The sequence below is a fragment of the Fimbriimonadaceae bacterium genome (assembly GCA_019638795.1).
Classification (GTDB): domain Bacteria; phylum Armatimonadota; class Fimbriimonadia; order Fimbriimonadales; family Fimbriimonadaceae; genus JAHBTB01.
In genome coordinates, this window is the sequence record JAHBTB010000001.1 from 294,999 (window position 1) to 315,959 (window position 20,961).

Annotated in this window: 20 protein-coding genes and 1 tRNA gene; 10 read left to right on the plus strand and 11 right to left on the minus strand. The window is 65.0% G+C overall.

Features of this window, described 5'->3' with window-relative positions; all coding sequences use genetic code 11:
• Nucleotides 1-23: 23 nt before the first annotated feature.
• The 5 genes from KF857_01465 (at nt 24) to KF857_01485 (ending at nt 4,343) form a co-directional block, all read left to right on the plus strand.
• Nucleotides 24-1,823 (plus strand): cellulase family glycosylhydrolase, encoded by a 1,800-nt coding sequence (locus KF857_01465; GenBank protein ID MBX3110651.1) that lies wholly within the window; start codon nt 24-26, stop codon nt 1,821-1,823.
• Between the two features lie 99 nt (nt 1,824-1,922).
• Complete coding sequence (locus tag KF857_01470; GenBank protein ID MBX3110652.1) at nt 1,923-2,984, plus strand: LacI family DNA-binding transcriptional regulator; 1,062 nt, start codon at nt 1,923-1,925, stop codon at nt 2,982-2,984.
• Between the two features lie 9 nt (nt 2,985-2,993).
• Nucleotides 2,994-3,929, plus strand: coding sequence for a DUF1559 domain-containing protein (locus KF857_01475; GenBank protein ID MBX3110653.1), 936 nt, complete (start codon nt 2,994-2,996; stop codon nt 3,927-3,929).
• Nucleotides 3,930-3,933: 4 nt separating this feature from the next.
• Nucleotides 3,934-4,167 (plus strand): hypothetical protein, encoded by a 234-nt coding sequence (locus KF857_01480; protein ID MBX3110654.1) that lies wholly within the window; start codon nt 3,934-3,936, stop codon nt 4,165-4,167.
• Between the two features lie 99 nt (nt 4,168-4,266).
• Nucleotides 4,267-4,343: transfer RNA gene (locus KF857_01485), tRNA-Pro, on the plus strand.
• Between the two features lie 4 nt (nt 4,344-4,347).
• Here KF857_01485 and KF857_01490 read toward each other — a convergent pair.
• Nucleotides 4,348-5,316 (minus strand): hypothetical protein, encoded by a 969-nt coding sequence (locus tag KF857_01490; protein MBX3110655.1) that lies wholly within the window; start codon nt 5,314-5,316, stop codon nt 4,348-4,350.
• Nucleotides 5,317-5,634: 318 nt separating this feature from the next.
• On the opposite strand from KF857_01490, the gene KF857_01495 reads away from it, so the two are divergent.
• The 4 genes from KF857_01495 (at nt 5,635) to rplT (ending at nt 8,583) form a co-directional block, all read left to right on the plus strand.
• Complete coding sequence (locus KF857_01495) at nt 5,635-7,251, plus strand: hypothetical protein (protein MBX3110656.1); 1,617 nt, start codon at nt 5,635-5,637, stop codon at nt 7,249-7,251.
• Nucleotides 7,252-7,406: 155 nt separating this feature from the next.
• Nucleotides 7,407-7,991, plus strand: a complete 585-nt coding sequence (infC, locus tag KF857_01500) for a translation initiation factor IF-3 (GenBank protein ID MBX3110657.1) — start codon at nt 7,407-7,409, stop codon at nt 7,989-7,991.
• Complete coding sequence (gene rpmI, locus KF857_01505; protein ID MBX3110658.1) at nt 7,948-8,142, plus strand: 50S ribosomal protein L35; 195 nt, start codon at nt 7,948-7,950, stop codon at nt 8,140-8,142. The genes infC and rpmI overlap by 44 nt, the downstream gene beginning before the upstream one ends.
• Nucleotides 8,143-8,235: 93 nt before the next feature.
• Nucleotides 8,236-8,583 carry a 50S ribosomal protein L20 gene (rplT, locus tag KF857_01510; GenBank protein ID MBX3110659.1) on the plus strand — a complete coding sequence of 116 codons (348 nt, stop codon included), beginning with the start codon at nt 8,236-8,238 and terminating at the stop codon, nt 8,581-8,583.
• A 64-nt stretch (nt 8,584-8,647) separates the two neighbouring features.
• Here the strand turns inward: rplT and KF857_01515 are convergent, their stop codons facing one another.
• From KF857_01515 to KF857_01535, 5 genes are read right to left on the minus strand one after another with little or no spacing between them, the layout of a single operon-like run.
• A complete protein-coding gene (locus KF857_01515) occupies nt 8,648-10,798 on the minus strand; it encodes a hypothetical protein (protein MBX3110660.1) in 2,151 nt (716 codons plus the stop codon).
• 15 nt (nt 10,799-10,813) lie between these two features.
• Nucleotides 10,814-11,794 carry a magnesium/cobalt transporter CorA gene (gene corA / locus KF857_01520; GenBank protein MBX3110661.1) on the minus strand — a complete coding sequence of 327 codons (981 nt, stop codon included), beginning with the start codon at nt 11,792-11,794 and terminating at the stop codon, nt 10,814-10,816.
• On the minus strand, nt 11,779-13,284 hold the full coding sequence (locus KF857_01525) for a family 20 glycosylhydrolase (protein MBX3110662.1): 1,506 nt from the start codon (nt 13,282-13,284) through the stop codon (nt 11,779-11,781). Before KF857_01525 ends, corA begins: the two co-directional genes overlap by 16 nt.
• 43 nt (nt 13,285-13,327) lie before the next feature.
• Nucleotides 13,328-14,437, minus strand: coding sequence for a radical SAM family heme chaperone HemW (hemW, locus tag KF857_01530; protein MBX3110663.1), 1,110 nt, complete (start codon nt 14,435-14,437; stop codon nt 13,328-13,330).
• Nucleotides 14,434-14,610 carry a hypothetical protein gene (locus tag KF857_01535; protein ID MBX3110664.1) on the minus strand — a complete coding sequence of 59 codons (177 nt, stop codon included), beginning with the start codon at nt 14,608-14,610 and terminating at the stop codon, nt 14,434-14,436. The genes hemW and KF857_01535 overlap by 4 nt, the downstream gene beginning before the upstream one ends.
• Nucleotides 14,611-14,678: 68 nt before the next feature.
• Between KF857_01535 and KF857_01540 the strand changes: the two genes are divergently transcribed.
• A complete protein-coding gene (locus KF857_01540) occupies nt 14,679-17,030 on the plus strand; it encodes a M1 family metallopeptidase (protein MBX3110665.1) in 2,352 nt (783 codons plus the stop codon).
• Between the two features lie 3 nt (nt 17,031-17,033).
• On the opposite strand, the gene KF857_01545 is transcribed toward KF857_01540, so the two are convergent.
• Genes KF857_01545 through KF857_01565 form a run of 5 tightly spaced genes read right to left on the minus strand, consistent with a single transcriptional unit; the run spans nt 17,034 to nt 20,935 of the window.
• Nucleotides 17,034-17,486, minus strand: a complete 453-nt coding sequence (locus KF857_01545) for a J domain-containing protein (protein ID MBX3110666.1) — start codon at nt 17,484-17,486, stop codon at nt 17,034-17,036.
• The gene (locus KF857_01550; GenBank protein ID MBX3110667.1) at nt 17,483-18,130 is read right to left on the minus strand and encodes a hypothetical protein; all 648 of its coding nucleotides are present in this window, start codon (nt 18,128-18,130) and stop codon (nt 17,483-17,485) included. The genes KF857_01545 and KF857_01550 overlap by 4 nt, the downstream gene beginning before the upstream one ends.
• 12 nt (nt 18,131-18,142) lie before the next feature.
• On the minus strand, nt 18,143-19,030 hold the full coding sequence (locus KF857_01555; protein ID MBX3110668.1) for a hypothetical protein: 888 nt from the start codon (nt 19,028-19,030) through the stop codon (nt 18,143-18,145).
• Nucleotides 19,023-20,297 (minus strand): histidine--tRNA ligase, encoded by a 1,275-nt coding sequence (gene hisS, locus KF857_01560; protein MBX3110669.1) that lies wholly within the window; start codon nt 20,295-20,297, stop codon nt 19,023-19,025. The genes KF857_01555 and hisS overlap by 8 nt, the downstream gene beginning before the upstream one ends.
• On the minus strand, nt 20,297-20,935 hold the full coding sequence (locus KF857_01565) for a class II aldolase/adducin family protein (GenBank protein MBX3110670.1): 639 nt from the start codon (nt 20,933-20,935) through the stop codon (nt 20,297-20,299). The genes hisS and KF857_01565 overlap by 1 nt, the downstream gene beginning before the upstream one ends.
• Nucleotides 20,936-20,961: the final 26 nt, after the last annotated feature.

Consider the following 20,961-nt stretch of genomic DNA (forward strand, 5'->3'; position numbering starts at 1 on the left):
GATTTATCCTTGTATCACGAGCCATGGTCACCGTAGCCCTTGCCGCGTTCTCGATCGGATCCGCGTCCGCCCTGCCCCCGTTACTTCCCCACGGTAAGAATATGGTGGACCCAAGCGGGAGGAAGGTCGTGCTCAAAGGGTGCAACTTGGGCAACTGGTTCGTGATTGAACCTTGGATCATCAACATCTCCGACGGTCCTGGCGCGGTTTCTGACCAGTTCACCTTCGAAGAAGTCCTGTCCAAGCGGTTCGGCCCGGCGGAAAAGGACCGCCTGATGGAGCTGTACCGCTCCAACTGGATCACCGAGCAGGACTTCGCCACCATCAAGTCGTTCGGGTTCAACCTTGTCCGCCTGCCCCTCAACTACCGCCAGTTCGAGGACGACGCCCACCCGATGCGACTCCGTCCTGACGCATGGAAGTGGGTCGACCGGGCCGTCGACTGGGCTGAGAGGCAAGGCGTCTACACCATTCTCGACCTGCACGGTGCCCAGGGCGGGCAGACCGAAAACGACCACACCGGCCGCGCGGGGCAAAACAAGCTCTGGTCAAGCCCGGCCGACCAGGAACGGATGGCGTGGCTGTGGGGCGAGATCGCCAAACGCTACCGGGGGCGGAGCGCCGTCGTGGCCTACGACATCTTCAACGAGCCATGGGGCGGCAGCAAAGCAGACCAGGTCAAGGTCTTTTCCCGGTGCTACGACGCCGTCCGCCGCGTGGACCCCGCCAAGCTCGTCTTTGCCATGGGGCACTGGGACGACTTCGACCACTACGGCGACCCCAAGGCCCACTCCTGGACCAACGTCGGGTTTGAAATGCACTACTACCCGGGCATGTTCGGCAACGGCTCGCCCACCCTGGCCACCCAGGCGAAGCACATCGCCACCCTGCCAGCGGTGGCGGCCAAGATCGACCGGTTGGACGTCCCGTTCCTGGTCGGCGAGATGAACGTCGTCTTTGATTCTGCCGGGGGCGCGAAGATGATGCGGCGCTACTTTGACCTCCACGAGGGCTACGGCTGGATGACGACGCTCTGGACATACAAGGTGCTCAGCAAGGACGGAGGTTTTGGCGACGCAAGCTGGGGCATGGTCACCAACCCCAAGCCGCTTTGGCCGCTCAACGTCCACCAGGACAGCAAGGCCCAGATCGAGGCGTGGATGCGGTCTCTCCGCACCGGCTTCGAACCCTGGACCGCCCTCCGCCAGGCCCTGACCGCCCGCCACGTCGAGCAGCCACCTCTGCCCGAGGTCCCCAAGCCGAGGCGCACCGCCCCGGCCGACACGGCATGGCCGGGATGGGTCTCCACCGACATCGGCGGCGCCCTGAAGGGCGGGCTCGTCAAGACGTCCACCTCAGGGTTCGACCTGTACGGCGGCGGCAACGACATCTGGGGCGGCCAGGACGACTTCCGCTTCCTTCACCAGTCGGTGCAGGGTGACTTCAGCCTCAGCGTGACGATCGACGAGGTCGAGGACGTCGACACCTACACCAAGGCCGGACTCATGGTCAGGGCCGACACCACGTCGGGGGCGCCGATGGTGATGCTCACCAGCTTTCCAAGCGGCGAGGTGCAGTTCGTCGTCCGCCGACAGGCCGGCGGCCAGGCCGAGGTGGTCGCCCCCGGCACAGTGAAGCTTCCCGGGGCCAAGTTGCGCGTCGCCCGGTCCGGCGACAGGGTCACCGCCTGGGTGGACGACGCCAAGGTCGGCGAGGTGAAGTGGCAAGGCCCGCGGACCGTCCTTGCCGGGGCCCTGGCCCTCAGCCACGCGGGCGACCGGCTCGCAAGGGTCTCCTACCGCGACCTCAGGTTGGTCAAGTGACAAACATCCTTGGCCAAAACTAGGGCCGTGCGTGTATAGTGATGTAAGGTTCTATCACGGCGATGGAAATCCAGGACGACAAGCAAGGAGGACGGCCCGGTGAGCAGGCCTGGTGACAGCGGCAAGCGGTCGCCGTCGACCCTGCGTCAGATCGCCGAAGAGGCGGGGGTGTCGATCTCGGCGGTCTCCAAGGTCCTCAACGGTGGAGGCAAGAGCGTCCGGGTCAGCCCCGCGACAGCTGACCATATCCGCAGCGTCGCCCAACGGCTGAACTACGTCCCCAACGTCCTCGCCCAGTCGTTGCGCACGGCCCGGTCGCGCACGGTCGGCCTTGTCTTCGAAAACTTTGGCTCCATCGCCGACGGCCCGGAGTTCTACGTCCAGCTTCTCGACGGCCTGGCCAGCGAGGTCTTTAAGCGGCACTACCGTCTCACGATCCTGCCAGAGATCGACAGGGCCAACCCGATGCGGTCGATCGGCGACGGGCGGATGGACGGCGTGGTCTGGTGCAAGATGCCGCCCGAGATGACGACCATCGACAAGCTCCGCCACAGCCCTGTCCCCTTCGTCGCGCTCCATGCACCGCCGCCCGAGGCCCCGACGGGCACGGTCTTCATTTCGTGCGACAATTCGGGCGGCGCCCGACTGGCCGTCGACCACTTGGTCTCCCTGGGCCACCGCCGCCTCCTTTTCGTCCTCGAACGCCACGAAGAGACGACGCCGGACGCACAGGCGCGGCTCAGCGGCTTTCTTGAGGCCTGCACGAGCCACGGGATCGACGTCCACGACGAGGACGTCGTGATCTGGGGCCGGGAGGCCGAAGAGTTCGGCCACTGGTTGCGCCGGCGGTACGGACAGACCGCCGTCTTCGCGTGGAACGAGCAGGTCGCGTCGTCCATCCTCCGCCGGGCGGCGGAGCACAAGGTTTCTGTCCCCGGCGACCTCAGCGTCGTCGGATTCGACTCGACACGCTACTGCGAACTGACCACGCCCCGCCTGACCGCGGTGCGTCAACCGATCCGACTCATGGCCAGCCAAGCCGCCCACACATTGCTCGATCTGATCGAGGGGCGCAAGCCGAGCCAATACGACCAAGTCTTCGCGTGCACGCTCGACGTCCGCGACTCGACCGGGCCATGCCGGCCCAACTCTCACAGTTGAGAACCCACTATGCGAAAATCAGCATTCACGCTCATCGAGCTTCTGGTGGTCATCGCGATCATCGCGATCTTGGCCGCCATCCTCTTCCCCGTCTTCGCCCAGGCCAAAGAGGCCGCCAAGAAGACGCAATGCCTTTCGAACATGAAGCAGATCGGCCTGGCGTTACAGATGTACGCGAACGACTATGACGACGTGAACACACCGAGCCAGTACGGAAGCGGCGGTGACAACACCCAGTCGTTGATCGCGTGGACCACGACCGTGCATCCCTACATCAAGAACGGCGACCAGAAACTCGACGCCCACGGGACGGTCGTCAGCAAGGGCAAAGCCGGCATCTACACATGCCCGTCCGCCCCGCAGGTCGACCAGAACAACGTGGAGGTCGAGGGCTATCCCTACGGGCTCCACCACCAAATCTTCGCCGACAACATCTGGAGCTATGACCCGGCGTTCATGCCCGCGGGCCAGCTCGTGACCTCGATGTCCAACACCCAGATCGACGACGTCGCCAACAAGATCGGGCTGATGGAGAAGGGCGGCAACCCGGCGGCGAACTGGAACTACCCCTGGTTCATGGACTGGCAAGACCAGTGGATCGGCGACATCGCGACCGTCGACGGCGACACAAGCACGATCACCCGCGACGGCGACGACTCGGCCAACCCGAACTGGAGTGGCTACACCCCGGCGTTCGACACGGACTGCGGAGCGGCGACCAACGGCATGTGGGAGTGCGCCGCCCACGCCCGCTACCGCCACAGCCGCTCGGCCAACATGGGCTTCCTCGACGGCCACGCCAAGAGCATCACCAAGGGCGGTCTGAAGTGGTACGCGAACATCTTCGTCGTCAACGGGTCGGCCCGGGCGACCGTTTCGAACGGCTCCTGGAACTACGGCTACCTCGGCTACTGGGGCACCACGCCGTTCCCCTATCCTCACTAAGGACATGAGACGAGGCGTACTTCTGGCCTTGTCGCTGACCGTCGGTTGGGTGGCCGGGTGCAACCCGGCCACCGACGTCAGCCCCCAGCCGAGCAAGGCTGAACTGGAGGCGGCGGACCAGCGCCGCGCGGCCGAAGCCCAGAAACGGACCGGCCTGACCGCTGAGCAACAGGCCAACTTAGACAAGTACTACCGGGGCCGCGCCGGGGGTAGTCAGTCCACCAGCCAGGGCCGCTGACCGGCCGGCGCGGTGGGGCCGCCGAACCGGCGCCCCACCGCCGACCGTCCTCAGACTGGGCCGGCGGGGTGACATAATCCGAAACCTGCCCGTCGCCGTCGGGGCGTAGCTCAGCATGGTAGAGCGCGTGCTTTGGGAGCATGAGGCCGCAGGTTCAAGTCCTGTCGCCCCGACCAAGATTCAGTTCACGAACCGGGGCATCACCAGGGAAAACGTCTTGATCCCGCCTTGGCGCGTCGTCAAGGTCACCATCAGCACAAGCACCGGTTCGATCCGGTCGAACGTCGCGGCGGACAGGAACGCCCGGGCCTGGGCCGGGGCGTCGAACCCTGCCGAACGGTAAGAGTTGGCAAACGCCCCCGCCAGATAGAGCTGCGATTCCACGGACATGGCCCCCAGATTGGCCGCTTGGGTGTCGATGCGCTGGTCGTCGCCCGCGCCCTCGCTCAGAGCGAGAAAGGCGGCCCGGGCGCTGGTCGCCACGTCACCAGTGAGGCGGTCGATGTAGTGCTCCATCATCTCACTGGCCTGGCGCATCAGGACGGCCTGTTCGCGCGCGCCAAGGTCGGAGGAGAAGATCGTCATCGCGGTCTGGAGCCGCCCCGTCTTGACCACCGACGTGTTCACGAGTTGGCGTGGGCCGGCCGGGGCGTCCACCACGTCGGAAGCGTTCGGTTGGCTGGCGGTCGCGGGAAAAAAGTCGCGGGTGTTCTCACCCGCCCGCATCGTGACCCGGTAGTCGGGCAAGACGACGATCCGACTCGACTCAAGGTCGGCCTCGGTGACGCCTTCGCTCGCGAGTTCGGAGGCGATCTGGAGTCTGAGGGCGGTCCAGTTCGACGGGCTGAGCCCGCGCCGGTCGAGCAGGCCACGCTGCGACTTTGCCGAGCGGGCGACCTCGCCGTAGAGGGCCCGTTGGGCGAGGAGGTTTGACTCCCCCATCATGCCGACTTGGAAGCAATAGGCGTCGCCGCCCATAAACTCCAACCGGAACCCCGTTTCGCCAGCGACCTTACGCAGCGTGTCGGTGTCGAACCTTGAGTCGATACGCGTCAAGATCGGCGCTGATCGGGCGCCGTCCCACGCCACCACGACCGCCCGAGGTGTGGACGGGGCATTTGCCAACGCCGCCAGAGCGGCCACAGTCACAGAAACTCCCAACATATCCCAGATCAACCGGCTCTACGCCGCACCTTTCGTCCGCGACCTCCTGACTGCACTCCCTCACCTCGTTTACGGACCAATCGCATTCAATCGTTGCAAGATTTTCCGAAACTCAAACCAGGACTCGTGGTGCGCATCATTGGCCATTTCCGACAACCTACCGTCCGGTCGTTGTCCCAATACCTACGATACACCCTAGAGCCCACTTCTGGACAGGGGTGCGGTGTCATCTCAAGTGTCCTTGCTGGTGACAGCGACGCGGTGCGCGCCTCCGCATGACCTCCCGGTAACATCGCGTCGCCGATGGACGTTCTGACCAGCCAAGTCCGCCTCGACGACGAGGAGCACCGCGCTAACCGCCAAGCCATGACGGTGGTGATGGAAGATTTCCATTCCCGCCTGGCGGCGGTCGGGCAGGGCGGCGGCGAAGCCGCCGTCGCCAAGCACAAGGGCCGCGGCAAGATGCTCGTCCGCGAGCGTATCGACGCGTTGTCCGACCCCGGGTCTCCGTTCCTTGAGTTCTCTGCCCTTGCCGCGACGGACATGTACGGGGGCGGAGCCCCCGCGGCGGGCGTCGTCACCGGAATCGCCCAGGTCGCCGGTCGGCAGGTCGTCGTGGTCGCCAACGACGCGACGGTCAAGGGCGGCACCTACTTCCCTATGACGGTGAAGAAGCACCTCCGCGCCCAGGAAGTGGCGCTGGAGAACCACCTGCCTTGTGTCTATCTGGTCGATTCCGGCGGGGCGTTCCTCCCCCTCCAGAGCGAGGTTTTCCCCGACCGAGACCACTTCGGCCGCATTTTTTACAACCAGGCCCGGCTCAGCGCGGAGGGACACGCCCAGGTCGCCGCGGTCATGGGTTCGTGCACCGCCGGCGGGGCTTACGTGCCGGCGATGAGCGACGAGTCGGTGATCGTCAAAGGCCAAGGGACCATTTTTCTGGGCGGCCCCCCCCTCGTCAAGGCAGCGACAGGCGAGGAAGTGACGGCGGAAGACCTCGGCGGGGCAGACGTCCACACCCGACTCTCGGGTGTTGCCGACCACTTTGCCGAAGACGACGCCCATGCCTTGGAGATCGTCCGTTCGTCAATCGCCAGCCTGCCCCGCCCGACCAAGGGGGTCGGCTGGGGACAGCCCCCGGTCGAACCGGAAGAGCCTCTCTACCGAGCCGACGAACTCTATTCTTTGGTGCCGGCGGACAGCAAGACGCCGATGCGGATGCGCGAGGTCCTCGCCCGGGTGCTGGACGGGTCCCGCCTCCACGAGTTCAAGGCCAGGTTTGGGACGACCCTGGTGTGCGGGTTCGCGAACATCGCGGGTCACCAAGTCGGCGTCATTGCTAATGACGGCATCCTCTTCAGCGAGTCCGCCCAGAAGGGCGCCCATTTCATCGAGCTCTGCTGCCAGCGTCGCGTCCCCTTGGTGTTCTTCCAGAACATCACCGGGTTCATGGTGGGGCGTAGGTACGAAAACGAAGGCATCGCCAAGCACGGTGCCAAGCTCGTCACCGCCGTGAGCACCGCCAATGTGCCGAAGTTCACCGTCGTCGTCGGCGGGTCTTATGGCGCGGGCAACTACGGCATGTGCGGCCGGGCGTTCCAACCGCGCCAGTTGTGGATGTGGCCCAACGCCAGGATCTCGGTGATGGGCGGTGAGCAAGCCGCCAACGTGCTCCTGACCGTCAAGATGGACCAGCTCGCCGCCGAGGGCCGTGCGATGACCGAGGAGGAGCAGGCCGAGTTCAAAGCGCCCACGCTGGCCAAGTACGAGTCCGAGTCCTCCTGCTACTACGCGACCGCGCGGCTGTGGGACGACGGGGTCATCGACCCCGTGGACACAAGGCGTGTCCTCGCCCTGGGCATCGAGGCGGCCCGCAACGCCCCGGTCGGCCCGCCGGCAAGCCCGGTCTACCGGATGTGAGCCGGAGCGCGATGACCACTAATCCTGTCGGCTTGGCCGTCCAAGTTATAATAGTGGCTGCGAAATGATGAAGAACGCGCTGATCGAGGTGGACGACCATAGCAAGGTTTGACCGACGGCCCCGTCGGGAGCCGCCGCCGGACATTAACGAACGCTTGCTGCGCATCCGCGAGGTGCGCCTGATCGGCGAGGACGGAAAGCAATTTGGCGTCCTCTCGACCCGAGAGGCCTTGGACAAGGCCCAAGAAGTCGGCCTTGACCTCGTTCTGGTCGCCGCCCAGGCCGAACCGCCGGTGGCCCGCATCGTCAACTACGGCAAGTACAAGTACGAGCAGGCGAAGCAAAAGAAGGACCATAAGCCGAAGAAGCAGGAAGTCAAGGGTATAAAGATCAGCCCGAACATCGCGGAGCACGACCTGATGGTCCAGGCCAGGAAAGCCAAGCAGTTCCTGGGCGAAGGCCACAAAGTCAGGGTCGTCTGCCGGTTCAGGGCCCGCGAACTCGGCCACCCGGAGCTGGGCGTCAAGAAAATGGACGTCATCTCCCAAGTGGTGGAAGAGGTCGGCAAGAGGGAGAAAGACCCGATGCTGACCGGTCGCGAGATGGTCATGGTGATCAACCCGAAGGTCGGGGGGTCCACCAAGCCAAAACCGGCCTCCCCAGCGGAGTCCAAGAAGGAAGGAGACATCGAAACCGATGCCAAAGTTGAAGACAAGCAAGACAGCGGCGAAGAGGTTTAAGATCACCGGCACGGGGAAGATCATGCGGCGCAAGTCGTATAACAACCACATGTTCTTCCACAAGTCCGGGGCGCAGAAGAGGCGCCTGGATCTGGACACCGAACTGAGCCCAACCGAAACCAAGCGCGTGAAGCGCCTGCTGGCCCTGTAATCCGGGCCGGCCCGACCGTCGGGCACCTACCGCCACCGACCCCAGGTCTGGGAAGCGGTCCGACAATACGACAGGAAAGAAAAGGAAACACATATGGCACGCGTCAAACGTGGCCTCATGCGGCACAAACGCCACAAGAAGGTCATCGAAAAAGCATCCGGCTATTTCAGCCGTAAGAACAACGTCTTCAAGAACGCCAACGAGCAGGTGATGACTGCCGGGCGTTACGCCTTTCGCGACCGCCGCGCCCGCAAGCGCGACTTCCGTCGCCTGTGGATCGCCCGCATCTCGGCCGCATGCCGCGAGTGCGGGGTCAAGTACAGCGACCTCATCCACGGTCTCACGGAAAAGGGCCACGACGTCAACCGCAAGACCCTGAGCGAACTGGCCATCGCCGACATGGAGGCCTTCAAGGCCCTCGTCAAGTCGGTCACGGCCTGAGACCAGGCACCTGTCCATGAAGAGGGCCAGCCCGACCGGGCTGGCCCTCTTCACATTGACGCCGTCACCCCTGGACCACGACCCGGCCGGCCGGGTGCCGCCCCGTCTTCCCTCCCCAGACCGTCTCGAAGGGGACCGGGCATCTGACCTCAAGCCGTCCGTCGTCCAGAGTGACGACCAAATCACCGTCGGGATGGGCCAGCTTGGCCTCGAACCCGGTCAACGAACCTGGGTTGGGGGCGACCCGCGCCTCCGTCCAACCCGCCGCCGTGCTTGTCACCCCCGCCACCCGTTGCAGGAACCCGAGCAACGGGTGGGCCGACCACGCGTGGCAGTCCGACCGGGAAGGCTCGTTCATTTCCACAAAGGTGGTCAGCCCAAGGGCGATTTGGTCGCGCCAGGGAGCGATCAGCTTCCAATAGTCGACCTCTGGCTGGGCCTGGTGCCGGTAGTAGCTGAAGTAGTAGGTGGTCTTCGGTGCCTTGGCCTTCTCGACACCCTCGTACGGCCATGGCGACATCGGCAAGCCAAGTTCCCTCTGCGCCATCCGGTACATCGCTTCCCCATGCTCGGTCGGCACACCCGGGTCGCGGGGGTGCTTGACGAGGCCGTCATCGTCGACGACGAACTCCTTGAGGTACCGACGGACGGGGTCCAGCGACCTGCCCAAGAGCTTCGCCCAAACCGCCTCGGTCCATGCCAAGAGCGCCTGGTGCGGGGTGGCCAGTGCCCCGCCGGGCGGCTGGCCCCAACTCCAGTCCAGCCAGTCCAAGAAGCACCAGTACGATGATTCGGGATGCAGGAGCAGGTTCTCCCGCCACTCGCGCAGGATGTTGTCGCCGATCCGCTTGTACCGGTCGCTGAGGGGGACGCGGTCGTACAGGTGCTGGTCGGCCACCATATGGATCCACCACAGCGAGAACGGCGGGATCACCTCCTTTTCGCGGCACGGGTAGCGGCTGACGGTCAGGCCCCCGTCCGTCTGGTCCCACGTGAACTGGTCGACGGCGTTGCGCGCCATCTGACGGTCGTGGCCCAGCAACATGTGGAGCATCACCTGGATCCGGGTGTCTCCGGTGTACTGGAGCTGTTCGTAGTAGGGACAGTCGAAATAGGTCTCTCCCGCGCAACGCTGCGCGGTGCGGACCCCGACGTCCCAGATCTCACAGACCCCGGCGGTCGGCGAGGTGAAGGTGCTCAGCACCTCGTAGGGGTAGCCCGTCTCGTAGGACTCAAACGCCTCCACGGTGCAGGGGCCGTGAGCCTCCAGCTGGACGTACCGGTACGTCCGCCACCAGAGCGGCTCGAAGGTGTTCTCCCCACGGTGGAAGACAAGCTCGTCGCGGGGGCCGACGAAGTGCTTTCCCCTCGTCTCGTTGCGGTTGAACTTGTTGCCCTTGTCGTCATAAAGCGCTTCGGCGTAGCCGATCTCAAGCTGACCGTCGCCCTCGGCACGGACGGTGACCCGGGGGAACGCGCAGAGCAACTCTTGGGCGTCGAGGAGGACCTTGTCGCCCGCCTTCAGTTCAAGGGTCGTCCAGGCCTTTCTCGTGTCGTCCGCCTCGACGACACGGAGGGACTTGCCCGACCGGTCATAGCGCATCGGCGGCAGGGACCGCGGACGCAGCCACCAGCCGGACCCACCGTCGACGGCTCCTTCGGGCACGGCCGTGCCGTTTCCCCGCGTCTTGCGCCAGTCGTGGGCTTCCACTTGGGCGAGGTGCTCCCAACTCGGCACACCGGCGGAATCAACGCTCTCGCTCGGCCCGACCTCCCAGTAAAAGCGGTTCATGTCTGGATGCCGGGGACGCGCGTGGTGGGCGGTGACACGCCGCCACTCCCAGTCCCCGGGCGTGTTCAGGCCTTCCCCGTCCACCATCAGGCCGGTGCGTGAAAAGATCTGGGCCATGGGCGCGTCGGTGCCCCAGTTCCACACCACGACGTGGACCATGTTCTCACCGGACTTGAGCCATGGCGCCAGGTCCACCGTGTCGTAATGCCAGTGGTCACGGTCGCCGCGCTGAGGTCCCCAGGCGACCAAGTGCCCGTTCACATAGAGCCGGAAGCGCTGGTCGGCGGAGACACGGACTCGGCGCGACGACGGCACCTTGTCCAAGGTCAGGGCATGACGGAACAGAAAGACGCCGAACGACTCGCTGGCCATGACGTCGGGCCCGCACCACGACGCCTTGAACGGCTCCAAGGCCTCGCTCATCTCCTGACTGTACCGCTAGATAAACCCGCGCTTCTTGAAGAGGCCGTATGCGACCAGAGACAGCACCACCATCAGCCCGATGGCCAGGGGGTACCCGTACGCCCATTGCAACTCGGGCATCTTGGTGAAGTTCATCCCGTAGATACCGGCGACCAGAGAACTGATCATCAGAAGCGTCGAGACGACGGTCAATACCCGCATGACTTCGTTCAGTCGGTTGCTCACCACCGCGAGCTGAGCGTCCATGATCGACGTCAAAATGTCCCGGCCCAAGTCGATGTTGTCGCTGACCCGAAGGATGTGGTTGTAGACGTCTTGGAAATGCCGCTGCATGTCGCGCGGGACAAGCGGCGGCCCGTGGCGCATGATCGCGTCCACCGTGTCGCGCAAGGGCGAAACCTGCTTCCGCATGACGAGCAACCGGCGCTTGAGCGCCAATGCGGCCGAGTTGTCCAGCTTTGACGTGGCGTACACCTCGTCTTCCAGGTCTTCGATCTGGTCGTGCATGCCGTCAAGGACGGAGAAGTACTTGTCCAAGGCGGCGTCGACCAGGTAGTAGGCCACCTCCGCCGGAGTCTTGCCCAGGTCGTTGGACTCGCGTTGCCAGTGACCCCGGATGTTGGCGACGGTCGAACTCCGCTTGGGACACGCGGTCACGATTTCGGTCTTGCTCAGGAAGACGCCGACGTACAGATAGTCGGGTTCGTCGCACGTCCCTTCGATGAACGGCACCATGAACGCGGCCTGTTCCTCGCGCTCAAAGAGGCCGGCCTGCATGTGTGCCTTCACAACGTCCTCGACGACGAAGGCGTCGAAGTGAAGGCTTTCCGACAGGAACTTTTGCCCGTCCTCCTCGTCCGGGCAAAAGGCGTCCAGCCACCACAGCAGGCCCTCCTCCTTGCGCCGGGCAAGGTACTCGCCGTACTGGGCCGGGCGGATCTTGCCTCGTTCGAGGACGTGGACCTCGACCTCTGACTTGCCTACTGGTTCGCCCATTGGTTCACCAGCCACCAGCAGCCTTGGTCGTGCGGCATAAAGCGCGGGTTGGTGATGACTTCAAAGGCGGGCAGGTAGCCGAGCTCCCTCCTTCCGTACTTGCGCAGGCGGTCCACAACTTTCTCGACGTGCAAGCGGGCCGCCTTGCACCTCTCGATGTCGGCCAAACTGCCCCCGATGCGGGCGTGGGCCTGTTTGGCGGTCCGCTCCAGGGTCTCGAAGAGATACCGCGCCGGGGCCAGGTGGCCGATCGCGGCGTCAGGCTGGGCCGCGGCGTACTCCTTGTGGGCCAGGCCCGCCATGCGGACGAACTCGACCGAACTCCGCAGGAAGACGGCGGGGAGCTTGTACGCCTCGTCGTCGGTGGCCTGGAGTGCCTTGTTCGCGATCGTGAACGCCTCGTCCCCCGCCTCGCTGTTGATGAAATCGCCGTGGTGCATCCAGGCGAGGAACGGGTTGCTGTAGAGCAACATCCGGCACTTGAGGCCGTTGCGTATACGCGAGAACGCGAAGGGCCCGCCCAAGGCGGGGAGCTCGTCCGCCATCAGCCGGGCCCAAGTCCCCTGGCCCGCCTCGTCGTAGGCGTCGAAGAGGTCGCCGGTGTCGTGTCCCTGGAGTAACTTGCCCGCCCAGTCGACAGCGGGGAAAAGCGTGTCGTAGGCTCCAAACAGGCCCCCCTCCCATGTCGTCACGCAGGTGCCCGCCAGGCCTTTGCAGTCGGCGGCGACTTCGCGGATGTTGCGCTCGGTCTCCTTAAGGTGGCACCAAACCGCGTTGTAGGTATGGACGGTCGGACAGCCGATCACCTGATGGCCGAGCTCACCAAGCTTTTTGGCTGTTTCAGCCACACCACTGTTGTATTGCCAGTCAAAGAGGATCGTTTGTTGGGGCAAAGCGGACAGGGCGTCTGGGTGTTCCAGGAAGATGTCCCCCCAGACGGCGGGCGTCCGGCCCGCGGCCACGACCCGTCGGGCCAGCGCGCCGAAGTGTCGGGCGTAGAGCCATCCCTTGGGATCGGCCTGACCTTGGCTTTGCTCCTGGCACCGCGGGCACACGTTCAACTGCGCGGTCTCGTCACCCCCGATGTGCACGATCGGGCCGGAGAACGCCTGGAGGGTGTCGTCGAGGATCTTTCCGCAAAGCTCGACGAACTCCGGGCACGAGGGGCACGCCTGGAGCCCCTTGAACAACTCCTCCCTATACCGCTTCCCTTCCTCCGTGTAAATCAGGCCCTCGACGTGACCGAGCAGGTTGATGAACGGGACGATCTGAAGGCTGGGGAACTCGCTCGCCACGTCGCGCACCATCGCCGGCGTGACGGCCCCTTTCCCATGCGCCCAAGGCAAGGACGGATAGGCGAACCGGTGCTCCAGATATAGGCCGAGATGGGTGTAGCCGGCTTCCTGGGCGACACTCGCGTATTGGTAGAGGTGGTCGCGGGTGGGAGCCTGTTCACGCGCCAAGTCAAGCATCCACATCCGGATCGCCATAGGAACCCAGCGTACCTACGGGCAGCCGGAGGGCTCGGACCCTTTACCGTGCGGGGGCCAACTCCGCCGTCACCGTCGAGCACCAGTGACGCCCTTTCGGGGTGAGCCGGAGCACCTTCTCGTTGTCCTCCAGCCAACCCTGGGCGACCATCTTGGCGCGGCCATCGGCGTCGTGGGGCACGTCGCTCGCCACCCCCTCGTTGAGGCGCAGGCCCAACATGAGGCGCTCAAAATCGTGGGTCGGGCCGTCCAGAGTCTCCTCGTCGCACCAGAGCCGGGCCTCCTCCGTGACCGCCTGGCAATACCGCTCGGGGTGCTTCATGTTGGTGTAGCGGCGGCGATGGCCGCCTTCCCGGACGCAACCGACCGCCCCCGGACCGTAGGCCAGGTACTCCTCACCCCGCCAGTAGCAGAGGTTGTGCTGGCAAGGGTGTCCGAAGTTCGATATCTCGTATTGAGGCAGGCCCGCCTCCGCGGTCGCGGCGACCGCCTCGTCGTACATCTCCACGACGGTGTCGTCGTCAGGTAGGTCCAACATGCCGCGCAGGTGGAGCCGGTAGTAGCGCGTGTTGGGCTCGATTGTCAGGCCGTAGAGGCTCAGGTGGTCGGGGTGGAGGGAGAGCGCGGTCGCAAGGTTGCTCCGCCAGCCCCGGGCAGACTGCCCCGGCAAACCGAACATGAGGTCGAGGTTGAGGTTGTCGAAGCCCGCCTGACGGGCCGCCCCGACTGCCCGGGCGATGTGGTCGGCGTCGTGGACCCGGCCCAAGCGCAGGAGGTCGGCGGCGGCGAAACTCTGCGCGCCAAGGCTGATCCGGTTGAACCCCGCCGCCCGCATCGCGGCGAACTTCGGCATGTCCACCGTCCCCGGGTTTGCTTCGCTGGTGACCTCGCCGCCCTCTACCAGCGGGTGGGCGGCAAGCACCGCTTCGAGCAGGCGGCATATCTGCGACTCGCTCAAGAATGTCGGCGTGCCCCCACCAAAGAAGACCGTCTTGGCCGGACGGCCCCGCCATGGGGAGCGCTCCGTCTCCCTGATCGTCGCGGCGACGGTGCGTTCCACGACGTCGCCCGACATCGCGTAGCTATTGAAGTCGCAATAGCCGCATTTCGAAGGGCAGAACGGGGTGTGGACGTAAACCGCGACGGGCGTCATTCACGAGAAGTCAACCCGACGAACAGGCCGAACAAGGCGCCGAACGCCTCAGGATAGACCGGCCCCTTGCACCAGACACAGTTGCCCGGCGCCGCCATCATGAGGAAACGATAGCCCAGACCGAGCAAAGTGCCGGACAAGACAGGAAGGGCCAGGCGTTTCAACACGTCCACCCTTTCCCGAACGCCAAACTCGCCGTCGAGGTTCCATCGGCCCCACCGTGGTGTAACCTTGCGCGGTTGTGCCCAGCCGACGCGCCCTTTCATCGACCATCGTCCTTGCTTCTGCGTCCCTCAGCCTGGCCCAGTTGCCCGTCCAGGCCAAAGACCGCCACGAATACGACCTCCTCGACGTCGCCTGGGACATCTCGTTCGACTTCGCCAAGGGCACAGTCAAGGGGGATGTCACCAACACCCTCAAGACGACGAAGGACGGCGCGCTACTCGTCTTTGACCGCCCCAAGCTGACGATCGACTCGGTGAAGGTCGATGGCAAGACAGTCGCCTTCGAGCAAAACGACACGGTCATGGCGGTGAGGGTGAAGGGGCGGGCAGGTCGGGTTATGAAAGTCCGCGTCCAGTACCATGGCGCGCCCGAGGCGGGCATCTACTTCGTCCCTGCCAAGTACGCCTTCCCCGCCAAGACCCCGGTTGTCTACACCCAGGGCGAAATGGTCGACAACCGCTACTGGCTCCCCACTTACGACTGGCCCGACGACAAGGCGACCAGCCAGGGAACCGTCCACCTTCCCAAGGGTTGGAAAGCCCTCTCCAACGGGCAGTTGCGCGGGGTCACCCATGGGAAGACCGAAGACGTTTGGCGTTGGCGGATCAGCCGCCCCCATTCGACATACCTCATTTCCTTGGTCGCGGGGCCTTACGACATCGTCGACGACGGCCACGCCAACGTCCCGGTGAGCACTTGGGTGCCCCAAGGCCTCGCCGACTGGGGCAAGGTGACCTTTGGCGGCACCGACAAGGTCATCGCCTTCTACAACAAGCTGACCGGTTTCGATTATCCGTGGGAGAAGTACAGCCAGTCGGCCGTGCCCGACTTCATGTTCGGGGGCATGGAGAACGTGACCTGCACCACGCAGACGATCGGAGCGCTGTTCCCGCCCTCGTACGTCGGTTTCAGCGACGCGACCGGCCTCGTGGCCCACGAACTGGCCCACCAGTGGTTCGGCGACACGGTCACGTGCCCCGATTGGCCGCATGCCTGGATCAACGAAGGATGGGCGTCGTTCCTCCCGTCTTTCTGGACCAGAGAGAAGGAAGGCGAAGCCGCCTACACCATGGCCCGCCAGGGCACCCTGGACGGGGCCGCCTCGACCTCGATCTTCCAGTCCGACCGCGCGATGATCCACACGAAGTACAAGGACCCGTTCGACCTCTTCGACGGATTTGCCTACGGCGGCGGCGCGGCGCGCATGTTCATGCTGATGCACGAGGTCGGCGAGGACAAGTTCTGGCCGGCGGTCAAGGCCTATCTCAACGAGCGCAAGTTTGAGAACGTCACGACCGAGCAGTTCTTCGCCTCGTTCTCCAAGTCGGTCGGCCGCGACCTCGACGCCTTCCGTCGCCAATGGTTCTACACCAAGGGTGCGCCGTCCCTGACCCTTGTGCGGAACGGTCAGCAGACGGTCGTCAAGCAAGCCAAGTACCCCTTGGCGTACCCGGTGCCGCTCGACGTCCTTCTTGTCGACCATGACGGGAAGGTCGAGAAGCGGAGCCTCCACCTGACCGAGGACGCTGCGATCGACATCCCGGGCGCAGACGGTCGCCTGGTGGTCCTCGACCCCGATTGCTGGCTGATGGCCCGTCTGGACTACGACGCCGGATACACCGCAGAGGATTGGAAACTGCTCTACCGCGTCGCCCCGAACGACGGCTGCCGGGACCGGCTGCTCAACGGGCCGATGGCCAAGGCCCTCACCAGCCCCGACTGGGTGGAGTTGGCGCGAAGGGAACGCAACCCCCGGCTCCTCCGGAACATGGTGGGCCGGATCGACAACGCCGACATCGTCCTCGAACTGACGAACCACGCCGACAAGCAGGTCGCCACCACCGCTCTCGGCAGTTTGGGCCGGTTCAAGGGCAACGACGCCGTCCGGGCCAAGCTCGAACGAGTCTGGAAGTCCCCTGACTTCCCGGAGTACATGAAGAACTCCGCCCTCCAGGCGCTCTTCCAAATCGAGCCCTCGGACGCCCTCGCCGACGAGGCTTGGGCCAAACCCAGCCAGATGCTCGGGTACCAAGGCCAGGCCCTCGGCTATTGGACCGGGAAGGCCGACGACAAGGCGCGTCGCTTGTGCCTCACTCTGGTCACCTCGGACGCCACCGCCGAACCCCTCCGTATCAGCGCGCTCCGGGCACTGGGCCACATCAAAGACAAGCCGGGGAGCCGTGAAGTTTACGACACCCTGGTCGGCTATCTGAAGGAGCGGAGCAACTCACCGCTCCGGACGGCGATCAATGCCCTCGCGGACTATGGCGACCCCGCCGCGGCGCCCCTCATCGAAGCTCACCGGAACCACAGCCTCTTCTTCGTCCGTCAAGACGTCGAACGGGCGCTCAACCGGCTGAAACGGTGACGGTCAGTCGATTTCGAGGGACTTGAACCGCTTTTCCGACTGGGTCATGTCGGCGGTGAGGACGGTGTAGGCCCACTGCACGCGCGCCCGCAATGCTGTCGCACTCTTGGCCTCGTCCGATCCGGGCGTGAAGTTGTCTGGTTGCGTCCGTCGGTTGAGTTTTTCAAAGGCCCGGCGGACGGCGTCAAAGTCGTCTTGAGGCCCGACTCCGAGGATCTGGCGGGCCTGCGCTTTCAGGTCTCCCTCGGTCGGCGTCGCCCGGGGGGCTGGTGCGGCCTGCCCGGAAACCGAATCCACCGCCGACACCTCGCCTTCGGCAAGGTCGCTGGCCGAGGGCGTGCGGGTGGCCGCGTTGAGTTCCTTCCACGCGTCGTCCCATTCGATGCCCTTGATCCTGTCCCATTCGCGGTTGACATAGCCGCGCAGCAGGTCGTAAGCGCGCTGGAACTCGCTCAATGCCGGACTCCCATCGTCGCCTCGACCTCCTCGATCGACGAGCTCAGGCTCTGAAGATGGCTCAGGTTGTCGCGGAGGTCGTCGGCGGTGCCGCGCGCCCCCATGGCCGTCATCATCGACATGCGGCTGTGCAGCTCGCTGAGAGCAGCCTCGGCTTCCCGGACCTGCTGGTCAAAACCGGCGAGTTGTCCGTCCGCCTGCTCCAGGGTCTCCTTGGCCTGCCGGTAGTTCGCCAAGGTGCGCTCGATGGAAGCCTTCTCCTCGACCGAGGCCGCCTGGGCGGACTTGAGTTCAAGCCTGGCCTCCTCGTCCTCGCTGATCCGGGCGTTGCGGTGGGCGCGGCGGATGTTGTCCCGCTGAAGGGCCACCTGGGTGATCTTGGCGATGAGCTGGGCCGACGCCTCCATGGCCTCCTTGCCGACCACCTGCAGCTCAGGCAAATTCCGGTTGGCCTTCATCGTGCGCTCGATCTCGTCACGTAACCGGCGGAGCCCAGCGGTCTGGTGACGGACTTCCGACGGCAGTTCCGTCGGGTGGGGCACCCCGGTGAGCGCCTGGTGCCGGCGAACCGACCACTTGAGGCCGACAATGAAGGCGACCACAACGAGAAGGAACAGACCAAAGATCGCGCCGAGAAACTCCATGCCTCACCCACCTTACAGTTTAACGTGGCTGACCAACCCGAAGTCCTTGACCTTAGTCCCTTCGAAGCGGACAAACGGCATCCATGTCAGCATGCGGCTGACCGGCACCACGCCGGTCAGACGATAGTAATCCTTTTGCCCCGACCAGTTGCGCGCCCACTCACCCGTCAGCCGCCAGGTTGTCGGCAGGATCGGCGCGGTGACCCTCAAGACACTCAGGTCAAGGTCACGGTCCTCCACCGTCTCGCCGTTGCGCAGCGCGACGTACTCGCCGACCACCGTCACGCCGCGCCAGAACACCGTCGTGTCGGCCCCTAGGGCCAACTGGTAACCCCGGTCGCGGCCGAGGGCCTCTTTTGGCAATTGGAAGGCGGTCAAGTCGGTGGCTTGGTTGGCCCACCCGTCTCCATAGGCAAAGCTGAGTCCGAAGAGGTTGCCCCCCACCCGGCCGATCACGCCCCTCGACCGGCCACGACCTCCGTCGGCCAAAGCGACCTTGATCGGGGCGTCTTCGTAAAGCAAAGTCGTGTCGATCCGCGCCGCCACCACCGTCGGCCTGAGTACCGCTCCGGTGCCAAACGGCAGGTACTGCTTCCCCAACCGCCAAAAACCGCGGTTCTCGATGTAGTACTCGTCCAGGGCCTCGGTGTCTGCGTCGGTGTCGACGCGGTGGAGGCGCTGGGACACCGTGACCCGGTTGCCCGATTCCAAGATGAGCCGGAACCCGACGACGCTCGGACGCCCCTCGATGTCGTACCAGCGGTACACCACCCGACGGTCGTTCTCCTTGGCCAAGGTCGGCCACAAATCGGCGAAGAAGGCGACATCCGGTGTTTGGGCCCGGGCCATCGGCCCGACAAGCAAAGCCAAAGCGAGCGCCGGCAGGCACCGCCTAGTCATCGGCGATCCTCAACACGACGTCGTGGGGGAGGGTCTTCTGCTCGCCCGTGACCAGGTCTTTCACCGACACCGTCCCGGCGGCAAGCTCGTCGTCACCGATGACGGCGGCGAGGACGGCCCCGTTGCGGTCGGCCTGCTTGAACTGAGCTTTCACCGACCGCCCGTCCAGGTCCAGCGAACATCCTGCCCCCCGGGCCCGCAGTTCCCGGGCCAGCCCGCGGGCCGCGTCACGGGCCGCCTCGGTGGCGGCGACGACATACCACCGGGTCGCGACCTTGGGCTTGGCCGCTTGCCCGGCGAGCTCGGCGACGTGGAGGGCGCGCTCCACCCCGATACCCACCCCGACGCTGGGTGTCGACGGGCCGCCCAGTTGTTCGACCAAGCCGTCGTACCGCCCGCCGCCACAGAGGGCGCCGAACTCCGCACTGACCACCTCGAAGACGGTATCCGTGTAGTAGTCCAGGCCGCGGACGATGCTGTCGTCGACCTCGAAGGCCGTACCTTGTTCGCGCAGGTGCCCCTGCAGCGCCTCGAACGAAACCTTGCTCTCGTCACCGAGGAAGCCAAGGATCGACGGCAAGCCGTCGAGGACCCGGCGGAGGTCGGGGTCTTTGGTGTCCAGCAGTCTCAGCGGGTTCTTCTCCGCTTTCGCCCGGGTTTCGCCGTCTTGGTCGGCCATCCACCCGCCCACGTGCTGGAGCACCGCCCTTTCGTAGTCGGCCCGGGTCTCGCCTCGGCCGATGGAGTTGACTTTCACAACAACGTCCGCGAGCCCCATCAGGTGGAAGAACCGTACCGTCACGTCGATGATCTCGGCGTCCGCCAACGGCGATGGGCTACCGATCAACTCATAGCCCGCCTGGTGGAACTGGCGGTACCGCCCCTTCTGCGGTCGGTTGTAGCGGAAGACGGGGCCGAAGTAACCCAACCGGGTGACGACGCCCTGCCCGCCCATCGGGTGCTCGATGTAGGCGCGCATCGCCGGTGCGGTGCCCTCTGGACGCAGGGCGACGTGCCGCCCCCCCTTGTCCGTGAAGTCGTACATCTCCTTGCTGACGATGTCGCTGGTCTCGCCGCTCGTGCGCAAGAACAGGTCGAGGTCCTCAAAGATCGGTGTCCGAACTTCTTGGTACCCGTATAAACCTGCCACTTGACGGAACACCTGTTCGGCCGCCTGCCACCGGTGGACCTCGAAGACCGGTTCCTTGGCGTAGGGGGCGGGAACGATGTCCGCCGTGCCACGGGGAGCCTGGTACTTGCCCGCCACTACTCGAGCCTCCCGTTTAAGGAAACCTTGAGGAGGTGGTCAAACGCGTCGTCAGGCATCGGACGCGGGGTGCCGACCATCCGCGCGTTGGCGATCACTTGGCACACACGCTCTAAGGTTTCCATACGGTTATAGGCGTCGGTCAGGCAATTTCCCATGACCACCGCGCCATGGTGGGAGAGCAGGAACGTCTTGTGGTCCTCAAGAAAGGGCCGGATCGCCGCAGGCAACTCTTCCGTGCCTGGCATGCCAAACGGGACGTTGGCGACGCTGCCCAAGACGATCGCCGCCTCGGGGAGCCAGTTGTCGGGCACCGTCTCACCGGCCAAGGCGAAACCGGTCGCCATCGCGGGGTGGGCGTGGACCACCGCCTGGCAGTCCGGACGGCCCGCATAGACCGCCAAGTGCAGTTTGACCTCGCTGCTCGGGGCGTTCCCCTTGACCACGCCGCCCTTGTAGTCCATGACGACGATGTCGTCTGGGCGCAGATGCCCCTTGCTGAGCCCGCTCGGCGTGCAGAGAAGGCGCTTGTCGTCCAGGCGCGCGCTGATGTTGCCTTCAGCGGCACCGACTAGCCCACGCTGCCACAAGCGTCGTCCGGTCTCACAGATGGCGGCCCGTAGTTCGAGTTCGGTCATGAAAGTGACCTGATTATGATGGACGG